This is a genomic window from Bacillus cereus group sp. Sample62, from assembly GCF_036851315.1.
Classification (GTDB): domain Bacteria; phylum Bacillota; class Bacilli; order Bacillales; family Bacillaceae_G; genus Bacillus_A; species Bacillus_A wiedmannii.
Genome location: NZ_JAFLPK010000001.1, coordinates 1,517,603 through 1,533,724 on the forward strand (window position 1 = coordinate 1,517,603; position 16,122 = coordinate 1,533,724).

Below are 16,122 nucleotides of genomic sequence, written 5' to 3' on the forward strand. Positions count from 1 at the left end.
CGCAATTGTGATAAGGGTGTTAATATGTGTGTGGGGATATACAATTACATACATAATTCAGAAGTGGAGAGATTTTTTATGGAAAAAACATTTCTAATGGTAAAACCAGACGGTGTACAACGTGCCTTCATTGGGGAAATCGTAGCTCGTTTTGAGAAAAAAGGCTTTCAATTAGTTGGTGCAAAATTAATGCAAGTCACTCCGGAAATTGCTGGACAACACTATGCTGAGCACACAGAGAAACCTTTCTTTGGTGAATTAGTAGACTTTATTACATCTGGCCCTGTATTCGCAATGGTATGGCAAGGTGAAGGTGTAGTAGATACAGTTCGTAACATGATGGGTAAAACAAGACCACATGAAGCAGCTCCTGGAACAATTCGTGGAGATTTCGGTGTAACTGTTGCGAAAAACATTATCCATGGTTCTGATTCGTTAGAAAGTGCAGAGCGCGAGATTGCTATTTTCTTTAAGGAAGAAGAATTAGTTGACTACTCAAAATTAATGAATGAATGGATTTACTAATTATTTTGAAATAATTTGTAAACGCTTTAATCACTGTTATAATAGTAGAAAGTGCAAGGAGAATAGGGGTATTCTTCTTGCACTTTTTTTTATTTCAATTAGTTACGAAGTTAGAGCTGTTATGATATATTGATATGTAAAGTAAAAGGCCTATCGGAGAATAAGCGAATGGCTGATCAAATATATAATTTCTTTCATATTTTTAGAGTAAGGAAAGATAATATCATTGCTTAATATAGCGAGATAAATACATATACGAAAAGAGGAATAACGTATGCGATATATTACAGCTGGTGAATCTCATGGTCCACAACTTACAACAATTATAGAAGGTGTTCCAGCAGGACTGCCTTTAGTAGCGGATGATATAAATGAAGAGTTAGCTAGAAGGCAAAAGGGGCATGGGCGTGGTAGACGCATGCAAATTGAAACAGATCAAGTGCAAATTGTAAGTGGTGTTAGACATGGAGAGACATTAGGTTCTCCAATTGCACTTGTTGTTGAAAATCGTGATTTTGCACATTGGACAAAAATTATGGGCGCAGAGCCTTTAACGGAACAAGAAGAAAAAGAAATGAAAAGGAAAGTAACAAAACCAAGACCTGGACATGCTGATTTAAATGGTGCGATTAAATATGGTCATAGAGATATGAGAAATGTACTGGAGCGTTCTTCAGCACGCGAAACGACAGTGCGTGTTGCTGCTGGTGCGGTTGCTAAAAAGGTGTTAGCAGAACTTGGTATTACAGTAGCGGGCCATGTAATTGAAATTGGCGGTGTACAGGCTAAGGAAATTACGTATAGTTCAATTGAAGAATTAAAAAGTATTACGGAAGCATCACCTGTACGTTGCTTAGATGAAGAAGCAGGTAACCAAATGATGAAAGCAATTGATGATGCGAAAGCAAATGGAGATTCAATCGGTGGAATCGTTGAAGTGATTGTGGAAGGAATGCCAATTGGGGTCGGTAGCTATGTGCATTATGATCGAAAACTGGATGCAAAATTAGCAGCCGCAATTATGAGCATTAATGCTTTTAAAGGCGTCGAGATTGGAATTGGTTTTGAAGCAGCGCATAGACCGGGAAGTGAAGTTCATGATGAAATTCTGTGGAATGAGGAACATGGATATACACGAAGAACAAATAATGCAGGTGGATTAGAAGGCGGTATGACGACTGGAATGCCAATTGTGGTGCGCGGTGTGATGAAACCGATACCTACACTATATAAACCTCTTCAAAGTGTAGATATTGAAACGAAAGAGCCTTTTACAGCGAGCATTGAACGTTCAGATAGTTGTGCTGTGCCAGCAGCTAGTGTCGTTGCAGAAGCGGTTGTGGCTTGGGAATTAGCGACAGCTTTAATAGAACAATTCGGATTAGATCGTATGGACCTTATTCGTGAAAATATTGAGAAACATAATGAATATGCGAGGGGATTTTAATGGGAAACATACATATTCAAACGAAATCAAAAGAATATGATGTACATGTAGGAAAAGAATCGTTGTCACATTTGACAACAATCATTCAAAACATGCAGCCATCTGTATCAAACATCATGATTATTTCAGATGAAGCTGTTGCAACTTTACATTTACAGACAGTTGTAGACGCGTTGCAAATAGAGCAAACAGTATTTTCATTCGTTGTACCGAGTGGCGAAAAAGAGAAGTCTTTTGAAAATTTCTATGCGGCTCATACGTCAGCTCTTGAAAATAAATTAGATAGAAATTCTTTAATTATTGCACTTGGAGGCGGGATGATTGGAGATTTAGCTGGTTTTGTTGCTGCGTCGTTTATGCGTGGAATTCGCTTTGTTCAAGTTCCAACGACTTTATTAGCTCACGATAGCGCAGTAGGTGGGAAAGTAGCGATCAATCATCCGTTAGGTAAAAATATGATCGGTGCATTCCATCAACCGGAAGTAGTTGTATATCATACGCCGTTTTTACAGTCACTTCCTGAAAAAGAGTGGCGTTCAGGTTATGCAGAAGTGATAAAACATGCTCTTATTGGCGATGTAAAGCTGTATCATTGGTTAAAAGAAGAAGTGCAAACATTAGCGGATCTTCGTGATGAGAAGTTAATCCATATATTAACGAAGGCAATTCCTGTAAAGGCAAATATTGTATCACAAGATGAAACAGAAAAAGGTGTACGTGCGCATTTGAACTTTGGACATACGTTAGGCCATGCTCTTGAAAAAGAACTAGGATATGGAAATATTACTCACGGTGACGGAGTAGCGGTTGGAATGTTATTTGCCTTGTTTTTAAGTGAGCAAGTGTACAAGGTTGATCTTTCCTATGAAGAGATGAAGCAGTGGTTCTTGAAGTACGGATATCCCAAAATGCCAAGTGATTTGAATGTAGAGCGCCTCGTTCAATTGATGAAACAGGATAAGAAAGCGAATGCTGGAGCGATTCATATGGTGCTTATGCAGGAATATGGGGTAGTGAATGTCGTATCTATTCCAGATGAGACTGTTCATATTGCGTTAGAGGCATTTCAAAAGGATATGGTTTAAAAGGTGCGAAGTGCTTGTTTAGAGGTATTCTCGTAATAGTGACGGTAATGATAAACGATTATAGTAAGGGATTATAACCGTATTGTAATTGAATAAAATGACTGGGGGAAGAAAAATGAGAGTGAAAGAGCAATTGTTAACTTTGAGAGCATATGTACCTGGGAAAAATACTGAAGAAGTAAAAAGGGAATATGGATTATCAAAAATTGTGAAATTAGCATCGAACGAAAATCCATTCGGTTGCTCAGCACGCGTAACAGAAGCATTAACTTCTTTAGCGAGTCAATACGCTCTTTATCCAGATGGATATGCATTTGAACTTCGGACAAAAGTAGCAGAGCAGTTAGGTGTCAAAGCAGAACAACTGTTGTTTGGTAGTGGATTAGATGAAGTCATTCAAATGATTAGCCGTGCATTACTACATGAAGGAACAAATGTTGTAATGGCGAATCCAACATTCTCGCAATACCATCACCATGCTGTTATTGAAGGAGCAGAAGTTCGTGAAGTATCACTTAAAGATGGCATTCACGATTTAGATGCGATGTTACAGCGAGTAGATGATAAAACGAAGATTGTATGGATTTGTAACCCAAATAATCCGACAGGTACATATGTAGAGAAACAAAACTTACTTTCATTTTTAGAATCAGTTCCTAAGTCAGCGCTCGTTATTATGGACGAAGCATATTATGAATATGCGGGGGCAGAAGACTATCCGCAAACATTACCACTTCTTGAAAAGTATGAAAATCTTATGGTTTTACGCACGTTTTCAAAAGCATATGGTTTAGCTGCTTTCCGTATCGGATATGCGGTTGGTAATGCAAATTTAATCGGGCAGCTAGAAGTAGCAAGGTTACCATTTAATACATCGACTGTAGCGCAGGCTGTAGCACTCGCTGCATTAGAAGATCAAGTATTTTTACAAGAATGTGTGAAAAAGAATGAAAAAGGATTAAATCAATATTACGCATTTTGTAAGGAATATAACGTATTTTATTATCCATCTCAAACAAATTTCATTTTCTTAAAACTCGGTATTCCTGGTAATGAGGCTTTCGAACGATTAATGAAGAAAGGATATATTGTTCGTTCTGGTGCTGCATTTGGTATACATGATGGTATTCGTATTACTGTCGGTTTGAAAGAAGAAAATGATGAAATTATAGAATTATTGAAAGAGCTTGTAAATGAGCAAGTAAAGAAAGAAGAAACATACTCTTAAGAGTTTGTGAAGGCTCCTAATATAGGAGTCTTTTTTATTTAAATGAAGGCCTGTAAAGCTTGATCCGTGCGTGTTAATAATTAATAAGGGAAGTTATTTGCACGGTAATGAAAGAAAACGGTACAATAGAAAGTAGTAATGCGGTATCGGTGTCATATTCGAATCGTTATCAGTGAAAGTACAAGAAGAAGTATGCTCATTCTAAAGATTGCGTTCATACACCTAGTTGCTTATGATAATGAACAGAAAATAATATTTGTTAGAATTAAAGGAGACGTTTATGCAAAAGTTTGAAGAAGCTGTTTCATATATTGAAAATGGTGAAGCGGAAAAAGGATTACAATTATTAAAAGAACAATTAAAAATTGCGAATGATGAAGAGAAGTATGATATCGCTCGCTATTATCATACACTTGGATTTACGGATGAAGCGTTAGCTATTACAGAAGACTTGCGTTTATTGTACCCGGAAGAAAGTGAATTCACTGTATTTTTAGCAGAATTATATATTGATCTAGACAAAGAAGATGAAGCCATTGAAGTGCTTCATGATATTCCAGAAAATGATGACTTATATGTTCAATCGTTATTACTTGTTGCAGATTTATTCCAAATGCAAGGTTTCGATGATGTAGCAGAACAAAAACTATTAAAGGCGAAAGAAATGATGCCTGACGAACCTGTTATTACGTTTGGATTAGCAGAGCTATATAGTAGTAAAGGTGAAGAACAAAAGGCAATCACTCATTATGAGTCGCTATTAGCAGAACATAAAGTCATGGGTGGTGTTGTCATTGCACTTCGCCTCGCAGAAACGTTAAGTGCGATTGGAAATTGGGAAGAAGCGATCTCTTACTATGAAGCAGGTTTAGAGGAACAAAAAGATATCCACTCATTATTTGGATATGCCTTCACATTATACCAAGGTGAAGAATACCAAAGAGCAATTGGTGCTTGGCAAGAACTAAAAGAATTAGATCCGGAGTATGCATCGCTGTACATGTATTTAGCGAAAAGCTATGAAAAAGAAGGAATGCTTCAAGAAAGCTATGAAACACTTCAAGAAGGAATTAAAGTAGATGAGCTTTCTGTACCATTTTATGTAGAATTAGCGAACATTGCGGCGAAATTAGGAAAAATAGCAGAAGCAGAGGAAGTGCTTCAAAAAGCGCTTGAGTTAGATCCAGGACATTTAGGTGCGATATTAAAATATGCGTATATCTTAAAAGAACAAGAAAAGTATGAAGAGCTAATTGCAGTTGTAGAGCGTGCGATTGATAGCGGAGAACCAGATACACAACTACTTTGGGATCTTGCGTTTGCAAAAAAACAATTAGAAATGTATTCGGATGCATTAAAACACTATGAAAGTGCATATACTTCTTTTAAGAATCATCCAGACTTCTTGGAAGAGTACGGTTATTTCTTATTGGAAGAAGGTATGCGAAAAGAGGCGAAAGAAGTATTTACTCAGTTAATACAACTAGACCCGACACAAATTCATATTGAAGAATTGTTATATAATTTAGAGGATTTTTCATAAGTTGGAAGGAAACTGAATGCCGCTTCTTGAATCTAAAAAGAAAAGAGAAAGACAGAGGAGGGACTTAATTGCTATGAATACCCCTGTTTCTGTAAACGAGAAGAAGGATTTTGTAAAATGGTTTTTGAATAATTACCAACTGAAACAGCGTGAATGCGTATGGATTTTGAATTATTTAATGAGTCATGACCAATTGATGCATAAAGTCCACTTCGTAGAGCATGCAAAATATTGTCCACGTGGTTTAGTGATGTCCGCGAATTGTGTGAAGGACACACCATTTCACTTTTTTAAACAAAATGTTATGACAACAGATGCTGAAAAATCGTTTCATGATATTCGTTTAAATCGAGATGAAGATATTTATATTCAACTCAATTTTAAATCATCGTTTCAAAATGCCAATTATGTAGCTGTATTAGAAGAAAACCCGTATTTACCAAAGCATATTGAAGTAAATGAAAAAGATCGTTTACTTGCAGAAAGATTTTTAGAAGAAAGTGTATTTTCTTTTAGAAGAGAACGTCTTTTGAAACAAATTGATGAAGCGCTGGATAAGCAAGATAAGGAAGCCTTTCATAAGTTAACAGCTGAGTTAAAGATGTTATAGAATTCATTTGGATTCATAAAATTTTACAAATTTCAGACTTTTTAAGAAAAACTACCTTAATATAGGTAGTTTTTCTTTTTTTACCTCTTTTAGTATGGTTTAATATATATAAAGTGAAAGTTCTGTCATTTGCAGGTGAGGGGAGGGAAGACATTTGAAATGGAGTGTAAAAGATGTGGAGCAGTTTGAGCAAGCAAGAGAGTATGTAGATACAGGTGTTATACCACTTTTATCAATTTCGGCAGCAAAAGAAATGAAAATGGTAGTAGAACAAGGTGAATTTATCGAATTGTTGAGTATGGAGTTGGAAAGAGAATATAAAGGAAGAGTACTTTTACTACCGGCATTTACGTATTTAGTAGAAAGTCAAAAAAATGAAAAAGGTCGTTTGCAAGAATGGACAAATCATTTGCAAAAGCAAGGTTTTAAGCATATTGCTTATGTTACAAGTGATTTTTCATGGAAAGAAGATATGCAAGAGTTACAAGGAGATTTATTTTGGTTTCCTTCATTAGCGTTAGAACAATTTAGTGATCAAGCGAAAAGAGAAGTTATTCATGCACATATAAAAAATATAATGGTGATGTTAGAAGAAAAATGGGGAAAGTAATAATAAACAGAAAGTTCTTATTATTATGAGTAGTATGATATTGACCTGTACCTAAGCGTATTATATCATGATAGTGTCCTAGTTTTTATTTTTTATATAATTTATCACGAGGGGACAATTTCTGATAGAGGGGGGGAATTTTCGTGGGCGAGAAAGAACATCGTGTATCAAGAAGACAGTTTTTAAATTACACCCTTACAGGGGTAGGAGGCTTTATGGCAGCGGGTATTTTAATGCCGATGACGCGATTTGCGCTTGATCCGGTGTTAAGAAAAGAAGCGGGAACGGATATGGTTGCTGTTGCACAAGTAAAGGATATTACAACAGAGCCGAAACGTTTCGACTTTAAGGTGAAGCAGGTTGATGGTTGGTACAAGTCCGAAGAGCCAAAATCAGCTTGGGTTCATAAAGATGAAAGCGGAGACATTGTTGCGTTCTCTCCAGTATGTAAACATTTAGGATGTACAGTTAACTGGAATTCGGACAAAGCACATCCTAATCAATTCTTTTGTCCATGTCACGGGGGCCGTTACACAAAAGACGGAATGAACATTAAAGGCACGCCGCCCCTTGCTCCGCTTGATGTATACGAGTCCAAAGTAAAAGATGGAACGCTGTATTTAGGCAAAGCGAAGCCAAAAGGGGGTGCAAAGTAGATGCTAAATAAAATTTATGATTGGGTAGATGAAAGGTTAGATATTACACCAATATGGCGTGATATCGCTGATCATGAAGTACCTGAACATGTAAACCCGGCACATCACTTTTCTGCATTCGTTTATTGCTTTGGAGGACTTACCTTTTTCGTTACTGTAATTCAAATTTTATCAGGAATGTTTTTGACGATGTATTATGTGCCTGATATTAAAAATGCTTGGGAATCGGTTTATTATTTACAAAATGAAGTTGCATACGGGCAAATTGTTCGTGGTATGCACCACTGGGGCGCTAGTCTCGTCATTGTAATGATGTTTTTACATACACTTAGAGTTTTCTTCCAGGGTGCGTATAAAAAGCCTCGTGAGTTAAACTGGATTGTTGGTGTTCTTATTTTCTTTGTTATGCTAGGTCTTGGTTTTACCGGATATTTATTACCGTGGGATATGAAAGCATTATTTGCTACGAAAGTAGGGATTCAAATTGCAGAGCAAACGCCGCTTATTGGTCCTTATATTAAAACATTACTCGCTGGTCATTCCGAAATTGTTGGCGCTCAGACATTAACTCGCTTCTTTGCTATTCACGTCTTCTTCTTACCAGCTGCACTTCTAGGTTTAATGGCCTTCCACTTCATCATGATTCGCAAACAAGGTATTTCCGGTCCGCTATAAGAGATTGCTAAATTAAAGGGGAAAGAACTAAAGGAGGGAGATTATGCATCGCGGCAAAGGGATGAAGTTTGTAGGAGATTCTCGGGTACCAGTAGCTCGGAAACCAAATATTCCAAAAGACTATTCTGAATACCCAGGAAAAACAGAAGCGTTTTGGCCGAACTTCTTGCTAAAAGAATGGATGGTTGGTGCAGTTTTTTTAATCGGTTATTTATGTTTAACAGTGGCGCATCCGTCACCACTTGAGAGAATGGCGGATCCAACTGATGCTGGATATATACCACTTCCAGATTGGTATTTCTTATTCTTGTATCAGTTATTAAAGTATTCTTATGCTTCTGGTTCATTTACTGTAATTGGAGCGTTTATTATGCCAGGAATTGCGTTTGGCGCATTACTGTTAGCTCCATTTCTTGATCGAGGACCAGAAAGACGCCCATTGAAGCGTCCTGTAGCAACTGGATTTATGCTTTTAGCAATTGCATCGATTATCTTTTTAACTTGGGAATCTGTAGCACACCACGACTGGGAAGCTGCAAAAAAACAAGGAGCAATTGTAAAAACAGCACCAGTTGATAAAAATGATGACGGCTATAAATTAATGCAAAAAAATACTTGTTTAACATGTCACGGTGACAATTTACAAGGCGGGGCAGCAGCACCGGCACTGCAAAATTTAACTTTAAAGCCAGAAGAAATTGCTAAAATTGCGAAAGATGGAAAAGGTTCAATGCCTAAAGGTGTATTTAAAGGTACAGATGAGGAACTGAAGAAACTTTCGGAATTCGTTGCAAAGTATAATAAAAAATAATAAAAAGCTGACTACAAAATTTGTAGTCAGCTTTTTATTTTGATGAAAGAAAGTTTACTATATAATAGAGTAGAGTTTAAGGAAAGAATGACTTTGTTTGAAAGGTGTTGGACATACAGCTTGGTTTACTTGTATGCAATGTTAAGACAACGCTCTATATTATTATTTTTATTAGTTGTTAACATATTAGGTACAATATACGGATTTATATGGTATGGAAATCAATTAAAAGAAACCTCACTTATATTTTGGCCGTTTGTACCCGATAGCCCGATGGCGAGTCTCTTTTTTGTCTTTGTTTTAATTGCTTTTTTAAGGAAGAGAAATTGGGGATTAATAGAGGCGCTAGCGATTGTTACTTTAATGAAATATGGTATATGGGCTGTTGTTGTAAATGCAATTATGATCTATGTAAAAGGTCCTATTGGTCTTATGGGGTATATGTTAATGCTTTCGCACTTTGCGATGGCAGTACAAGGATTGTTATATGCACCGTTTTACCGTATAAAAAAATGGCATTTTGCGGTAGCGGCTATATGGACATTACATAATGATGCAATTGATTATTTATTTTGGCAAATGCCGAGATATGGAATTATGCATTTGTTTGTAGAAAAAATTGGTTACTTTACGTTTTGGCTAAGCATCGTCACACTATGTCTTACATATTATTATTGCTTGCGTGAGAACCGAAAACAGTTTTCTTTATGATAGCTAGAACATTTAGGGGGAGAAAATGAAAAAAAATAAGAGTGGTACAAAAATATTGGATCGATTGATTACTATAATTGTTTCATATAGCATAGCATTTTCTATATTTGCACTCGCAACAACGGCGGTTGTATACGGAAAATGGCTATATTATTTTGAAATTGATTTTTTAAACATTCCAGATTTAGCGGATATGACGAAGGATGATATTAAAAGAAATTATGATGTGCTTATTACATATTTATCGCCGTTTTATGATGGAGCATTGCAGTTGCCAACATTAGATATGTCTACAAATGGACGTATTCATTTTGTAGATGTTAAAAATATTTTAGTAAAGATTCAATATGTAATGTATGCGACAATTATGATTTCAATAATAGGCGGGATTTATTTATTAAAAAAGAAAAATGAAAAGTTTTTACTGCACGGATCAATTTTAACAATTATGTTACCGATAGCGCTCATGTTACCGATCGCTATTAATTTTGAAAAGAGTTTTGTATTATTCCATAAGCTTTTATTCAGTAATGATTATTGGATGTTTGATATTGAAACGGATCCAATTATATTAATGTTACCAGAAGAATTCTTTATGCATGCTGCGTGTGCAATTTTATTATTTATTTTATGCGGCAGCATACTTTGTTACAGCTTGTATAGATATTTCGTAAAAAAGAAAAGGATTTCAAAGGAAAAATTCTCTGTTTAAAGAGAATTTTTTTGTTTGTAAAACGATAATATATTTTTCGGTCTAGTACTGTTCTATTCTTGTCCAAATTAACATATTTTGTACTAGTAGTTATAGGGGGGACCGTGATGAAGAGAACATTAATTGGATTAATAGCATTTCTAATTATAATGTTTCCGTTACGTATATATGCTGAAGAGTGGAGTGAACTAACAGGGTTGTTAGACGACTCATTACAATTAGTGAAGCGTAATGAAGATGAAAAAGCAGTACAAGTATTACAACATTTCTCCGAGCAGTTTGTTATAAAGGGGAATGAAAAGAAGCAAGAAGTAACGCCAGATCAAGTTAGAGTTATTTCTTTAGCTTACGACAAGGCGAAACAATCTCTCTCGGAAACAGATTTAGGTAAACAAGTTAAAATTGATAATGTGTTAGCCCTGCAGCTCGCTGTTGATGCGCAAGTGTCGAAATATCAACCACTTTGGATGGAAAGAGAAAGAAAAGTAATGGGTGCCTTTTCTCAAATGGAAAAAGCGATGAAAAAAGAAGATACGGGACAGTTTCAGCAAACGTTAAACACATTTTTACATGAATTTAATATTATTTATCCAAGTTTAATGATTGCCCTGCCAGAAAACGAAGTGCAGCGTGTAAATGCCCATTTATCTTATTTGGATGAATTTCGTAACGTTATGTTAAATACGAAAGGTGGGCAAATGCAAGTAGGAATCATTAAAGGGGATTTGCAAAAAATATTTCACACAGTAAAAAAAGATGAAATTGCACCCTCTCTCATTTGGTTTATGACAATTACTGGAGGTCTTATTTTATTCACATTAACTTATGTTGGATGGAGAAAGTATAAAGGAGAGAGAGAAAAAAGAAAAAGTAATGTACACTCTAAGAATAGATAATGCAATAAATAAAGATATGGATTGTAAGGTTTATTCATTGACAATGATGGCAGAAGAAAATAGAATGAGAAGTACTATAATTAAAACTTCAATGGAGGTTCATGATGTTTTATTTAATTTACTTCGCGATCATAATGATCATACCGTTGTATGCACAGTCAAGAGTACGTAGTGCTTATAGCAAGTATTCACAAGTTTATTCAACATCAGGTATGACAGGAGCGGAAGTGGCTCGAAAGATTTTAGATGAAAATGGATTATACAACGTAGCTGTAGAAGAAACACCAGGTCATTTATCAGACCATTATGATCCAACTGCCAAAACAGTTCGATTATCAACAGATAACTATTACGGTCATTCAGTTGCTGGTACAGCAGTGGCAGCACACGAAGTAGGACACGCAATTCAAGATGCAAAAGATTATAACTTTATGCGTATTCGTCATTCGTTAGTGCCTGTGGCGAATTTTGGATCGAATATATCATGGGTATTTATTATGATTGGTATATTTGCGACAATGTCAAAACTATTGTTATTAGGAATTATTTTAATGGCAGCAGGTGTTGTGTTCCAACTCGTTACATTACCAGTTGAGTTTGATGCATCAAAGCGTGCAATGCAACAAATTGAAGCGTTAGGTATCGTATCAACAGATGAATATGGCCAAGCTCGTAAAGTATTAAATGCGGCGGCATTAACATATGTAGCGGCTGCAGCTGTAGCGGTATTTGAATTATTACGTCTCGTATTAATGTATACTGGTATGCAGCGTAGCGACGACTAAAGACTATCATTTGATAGTCTTTTTTTTGTATTGTGGATTGAATTATATAATGTACTGCAAATAGAAATAATAGAAGCAATAGAAGTAATGCGGAAAGGCAGTGTGGGAAGTGAAATATCCAAGCCATTTAGTAAAACAAGTGAAAGAACAAAGCGCTTCTTATCAGTTAGAAGGCTTTTTAAGTGGACAAGGTCCTGAAAATCCAAAATTTATGTTGTTAGGAGAAGCGCCTGGTGAAACAGAAATTCATAATGGGATTCCGTTTAGCGGGAGAGCTGGAAAACAATTAATGGGTTTTTTAGAACGGATTCACGTTACAAGGGAAGAAGTATATATTACGAGCGCTGTTCGAAGTAGACCTTATAAGTGGCGAGAGAAAAAAGAACGAAATGGTGAAATCATACAGAAAAAGTATAATAGAACGCCAAATCAAGGAGAAATACTTGCCCATGCCCCTTTGTTAGATTATGAATTAGAGAAAATAGACCCGAAGCTTATTGTCACACTTGGAAATATCGGTCTTCAACGTTTAACGGGAAAAAATACAAAAATCACAGATGTGCACGGACAATTATTAAAACAGCCTATTCAAAAATTAAAGGATATGCAAAGTGCAGCGTTTACATGGTCAGAGCAAGAATATCATATCTTTCCGACTTTTCATCCTGCTTCCATTTTTTATAATCGGAGTTTATTGGAGCTTATTTATGAGGATTTAGAGAAACTTAAAAAATATGTAATAAAAAACTAGAAAAGCTAGAGAGCTTTTCTAGTTGCATTTATGTATGTAACGGATTTTTATTTTCATCTAATGTAAAACCTTCACCAACTACATCATGTACATCACTTACTGCAACAAAGGCATGAGGATCTACAGAAGTAATAATATTTTTTAATTTCACGATTTCATTTTTAGCAACAACGCAATATAATACGTTCCGCTCCACTTTTGTATACGATCCAACAGCTTTTAAAAAAGTAGCTCCGCGTTCCATATCAGATAAAATTTTGGCAGCAATTTCATCGTTTTTATCTGAGATAATAGTTGCTCCTTTCGCCGCATAGGCTCCTTCTTGCATAAAATCAATGACCTTCGCCCCGATAAAAACAGCAACTAACGTATACATGCCTTCGCGGTATGATAAATATGTAAGAATCGAGATGATAATGACGATAGCATCAAACATAAACATCGTTTTCCCCATACTCCAGCCAACATATTTATGAGCGAGTCTCGCGATAATATCTACACCGCCAGTAGTCCCGCCATATTTAAATATTATTCCAAGACCGATACCAATAAATGCCCCGGCGAATAAAGCCGCGAGTGTCATATCATTTTGTAAATTTAAATGTAAGTTCAGAACATCGTAACGTTGAAAAATCCATAGAAATAAAGATACGCTAAAGGTGCCGATTAGCGTATATAAAAATGTCGTTCTTCCAAGTAACTTCCAACCAATAATAAATATAGGGATATTTAAAATTAAGTTTGAGTAAGAAGGGTCAAACTTAAATAGAAAATACAATAATAGTGTAATACCGGTAAATCCACCTTCCGCAAGGTGATTTTCAATATTGATATTCACAATACCGAAAGAAAAAATAGCGGAACCGATTAAAATGAAAATGATATTTCGAATCTTCAAATTTGATGTCATATAGAAATCCCCCTAATTATGTAGATTGCATTGCTCCGCTGAAACGGTAAAACCTAATGATAAGTAATTTCTAGTTGTTAGTAAAATAGTGAAGGCTACAAAAATCCGATTGGTTTGGGCTGATCTTTTTCAAAAACCGCAAAAGAAAGTTTCCCTTTACCCCGTTCCAACGGCTGGTAGGGGATAAAGCTCTGAAGAAGGACAAACCAGCCGTAGGAACCCGATTGGTTCGGGCTGATCTTTTGCAAAAACCGCAAAAGAAAGTTTCCCTTTACCCCGTTCCAACGGCTGGTAGGGGATAAAGCTCTGAAGAAGGACAAACCAGCCGTAGGAACCCGATTGGTTCGGGCTGATCTTTTGCAAAAACCGCAAAAGAAAGTTTCCCTTTACCCCGTTCCAACGGCTGGTAGGGGATAAAGCTCTGAAGAAGGACAAACCAGCCGTAGGAACCCGATTGGTTCAACTAATCTTTTGCAAAAATCGCAAAAGAAAGTTTCACTTTATTATATTCTATCTAAAAAAGGGTCGCAAATAGGTGTTTGGCGGGGAATAATATTTGTCAAATGGCGATGAATTGGCTAACATGAAAGAGGAAGGATTAGAGGTGAATTGTATGGAAGCGAAAACGATGAAGGATATGCAGAAAGAAGTAGATGCATATATTGGTCAGTTTAAAGAAGGTTATTTCAGTCCGCTTGCAATGATGGCTCGTTTAACGGAAGAAATGGGGGAGCTTGCAAGAGAGGTTAATCATTATTATGGTGAGAAACCGAAGAAAACAACTGAAACAGAACGTAGTATTGAAGAAGAGCTTGGAGATGTATTATTTGTTATGATTTGTATGGCAAATAGTTTAAATATTGATTTAGAAACAGCACATAACATTGTAATGAATAAATTTAATACTCGCGACAAAGATCGCTGGACACGTATTGATGAGGGAGAGAAAGAATAATGAAAGAAATTAAAGTAATTATCGCTGGACCAAGAGGACGTATGGGACATGAAGCAGTCCTTCTTATGGAAAGAACCGAACATTTTAATTTAGTAGCAGCAGTGGATTATAAGCATGGTGGAGAGAAAATCTCTGATTTACCGGGCATGCCAGCGTTACAAGCGCCAATTTACGCAGATTTACATACTTGTTTAGAGGAAATAGAAGCAGATGTGTTGTTAGATTTAACAACGCCAGAAGTCGGGAAACAACACGTTACACTAGCAGTTGATCGTGGACTTCGTTCTGTTATTGGTACAACTGGATTTACAGAAGAAGAACTAAAGCAATTAACAGAGAATGCGAAAGAAAAAGCAGTAGGAACAATTATCGCTCCAAACTTTGCAATTGGTGCAGTTCTTATGATGAAATTCTCACAAATGGCAGCGAAGTACTTCCAAGATGTTGAAGTAATTGAATTGCATCATGATCAAAAATTAGATGCACCATCTGGTACAGCTGTAAAAACAGTAGAATTAATTCGTCAAAACCGTGAATCAAAGCAGCAAGGTCACCCAAATGAAGTAGAGCAACTAGAAGGTGCTCGTGGTGCAAATGTAGACGGCATTCACATTCATAGTGTACGTTTACCAGGACTTATTGCACACCAAGAAGTAATGTTTGGTGGAGATGGACAAATGTTAACGGTTCGCCATGATTCATTCAATCGTGCATCCTTTATGTCAGGTGTAAAACTATCAATTGATACAGTAATGAATTTAGATCATCTTGTGTACGGATTAGAAAACATTATTGACTAAAGGGGAGACAACGGATGAAAATTGCCTTAATCGCACATGACAAAAAGAAAAATGACATGGTTTCGTTTGCGTATGCATATAAACCAATTTTTGAGCAACATGAATTGTTTGCAACAGGGACGACAGGACTTCGTATTATGGAGGCAACTGGTTTAGTTGTAACAAGATTTCAGTCGGGTCCTCTTGGTGGTGATCAAGAAATTGGTGCCATGATTGCCAAAAATGATATGGATATGGTGATTTTTTTTCGGGATCCACTAACTGCTCAGCCGCATGAACCAGATGTAAATGCATTGCTTCGTCTATGTGATGTATATGCGATTCCACTTGCAACGAATATGGCAAGTGCTGAAATGTTAATGCACGCATTAGAGCGAGGAGATTTAGATTACCGCAAGTTTAGAAAATGAGG

Annotated in this window: 19 protein-coding genes; 18 read left to right on the top strand and 1 reads right to left on the bottom strand. The window is 36.3% G+C overall.

The genetic code is table 11. From position 1 onward, the window contains the following. Window positions 1-78: 78 nt before the first annotated feature. The 15 genes from ndk (at window position 79) to J0835_RS07785 (ending at window position 13,045) form a co-directional block, all read left to right on the top strand. A complete protein-coding gene (gene ndk / locus J0835_RS07715) occupies window positions 79-525 on the top strand; it encodes a nucleoside-diphosphate kinase (RefSeq protein ID WP_333728118.1) in 447 nt (148 codons plus the stop codon). Window positions 526-799: 274 nt separating this feature from the next. Next, window positions 800-1,972, top strand: coding sequence for a chorismate synthase (gene aroC / locus J0835_RS07720; RefSeq protein ID WP_087979986.1), 1,173 nt, complete (start codon window positions 800-802; stop codon window positions 1,970-1,972). Then, complete coding sequence (gene aroB / locus J0835_RS07725; protein WP_048561341.1) at window positions 1,972-3,057, top strand: 3-dehydroquinate synthase; 1,086 nt, start codon at window positions 1,972-1,974, stop codon at window positions 3,055-3,057. The genes aroC and aroB overlap by 1 nt, the downstream gene beginning before the upstream one ends. 115 nt (window positions 3,058-3,172) lie before the next feature. Next, window positions 3,173-4,285 (top strand): histidinol-phosphate transaminase, encoded by a 1,113-nt coding sequence (gene hisC / locus J0835_RS07730; protein WP_087979987.1) that lies wholly within the window; start codon window positions 3,173-3,175, stop codon window positions 4,283-4,285. Window positions 4,286-4,565: 280 nt separating this feature from the next. Beyond that, window positions 4,566-5,828, top strand: coding sequence for a tetratricopeptide repeat protein (locus J0835_RS07735; RefSeq protein WP_087979988.1), 1,263 nt, complete (start codon window positions 4,566-4,568; stop codon window positions 5,826-5,828). 73 nt (window positions 5,829-5,901) lie between these two features. After that, window positions 5,902-6,438: a ReoY family proteolytic degradation factor gene (locus tag J0835_RS07740; RefSeq protein ID WP_001095922.1), complete on the top strand. Its 537-nt coding sequence runs from the start codon at window positions 5,902-5,904 to the stop codon at window positions 6,436-6,438. A gap of 154 nt (window positions 6,439-6,592) precedes the next feature. Continuing rightward, window positions 6,593-7,048 (top strand): YpiF family protein, encoded by a 456-nt coding sequence (locus tag J0835_RS07745; RefSeq protein WP_000872168.1) that lies wholly within the window; start codon window positions 6,593-6,595, stop codon window positions 7,046-7,048. Window positions 7,049-7,191: 143 nt separating this feature from the next. After that, a complete protein-coding gene (qcrA, locus tag J0835_RS07750) occupies window positions 7,192-7,704 on the top strand; it encodes a menaquinol-cytochrome c reductase iron-sulfur subunit (RefSeq protein ID WP_087979989.1) in 513 nt (170 codons plus the stop codon). Then, window positions 7,705-8,379, top strand: a complete 675-nt coding sequence (qcrB, locus tag J0835_RS07755; RefSeq protein ID WP_000932700.1) for a menaquinol-cytochrome c reductase cytochrome b subunit — start codon at window positions 7,705-7,707, stop codon at window positions 8,377-8,379. A 43-nt stretch (window positions 8,380-8,422) separates the two neighbouring features. Continuing rightward, entirely contained in the window at window positions 8,423-9,190 is a 768-nt protein-coding gene (gene qcrC, locus J0835_RS07760) for a menaquinol-cytochrome c reductase cytochrome b/c subunit (protein WP_000554601.1), read from the top strand. 120 nt (window positions 9,191-9,310) lie between these two features. Then, window positions 9,311-9,901, top strand: coding sequence for a DUF1405 domain-containing protein (locus J0835_RS07765; RefSeq protein WP_140386717.1), 591 nt, complete (start codon window positions 9,311-9,313; stop codon window positions 9,899-9,901). Between the two features lie 25 nt (window positions 9,902-9,926). Next, window positions 9,927-10,613, top strand: a complete 687-nt coding sequence (gene lit, locus J0835_RS07770) for a lipoprotein intramolecular transacylase Lit (protein ID WP_087979991.1) — start codon at window positions 9,927-9,929, stop codon at window positions 10,611-10,613. 107 nt (window positions 10,614-10,720) lie between these two features. Continuing rightward, on the top strand, window positions 10,721-11,509 hold the full coding sequence (gene ypjB / locus J0835_RS07775; protein WP_000831598.1) for a sporulation protein YpjB: 789 nt from the start codon (window positions 10,721-10,723) through the stop codon (window positions 11,507-11,509). Window positions 11,510-11,610: 101 nt separating this feature from the next. Next, entirely contained in the window at window positions 11,611-12,294 is a 684-nt protein-coding gene (locus J0835_RS07780) for a zinc metallopeptidase (protein ID WP_073517780.1), read from the top strand. Window positions 12,295-12,403: 109 nt separating this feature from the next. After that, complete coding sequence (locus J0835_RS07785; protein WP_087980799.1) at window positions 12,404-13,045, top strand: uracil-DNA glycosylase; 642 nt, start codon at window positions 12,404-12,406, stop codon at window positions 13,043-13,045. Between the two features lie 28 nt (window positions 13,046-13,073). Here the strand turns inward: J0835_RS07785 and J0835_RS07790 are convergent, their stop codons facing one another. After that, window positions 13,074-13,955 (bottom strand): YitT family protein, encoded by an 882-nt coding sequence (locus J0835_RS07790; protein ID WP_087979992.1) that lies wholly within the window; start codon window positions 13,953-13,955, stop codon window positions 13,074-13,076. Between the two features lie 613 nt (window positions 13,956-14,568). On the opposite strand from J0835_RS07790, the gene J0835_RS07795 reads away from it, so the two are divergent. The 3 genes from J0835_RS07795 to mgsA are packed head-to-tail and all read left to right on the top strand — an operon-like array spanning window position 14,569 to window position 16,120. Next, on the top strand, window positions 14,569-14,910 hold the full coding sequence (locus tag J0835_RS07795) for a nucleotide pyrophosphohydrolase (protein ID WP_001992677.1): 342 nt from the start codon (window positions 14,569-14,571) through the stop codon (window positions 14,908-14,910). Next, window positions 14,910-15,710 (top strand): dihydrodipicolinate reductase, encoded by an 801-nt coding sequence (gene dapB, locus J0835_RS07800; protein WP_087979994.1) that lies wholly within the window; start codon window positions 14,910-14,912, stop codon window positions 15,708-15,710. Before J0835_RS07795 ends, dapB begins: the two co-directional genes overlap by 1 nt. Window positions 15,711-15,724: 14 nt before the next feature. After that, on the top strand, window positions 15,725-16,120 hold the full coding sequence (gene mgsA, locus J0835_RS07805) for a methylglyoxal synthase (protein ID WP_000684762.1): 396 nt from the start codon (window positions 15,725-15,727) through the stop codon (window positions 16,118-16,120). Window positions 16,121-16,122: the final 2 nt, after the last annotated feature.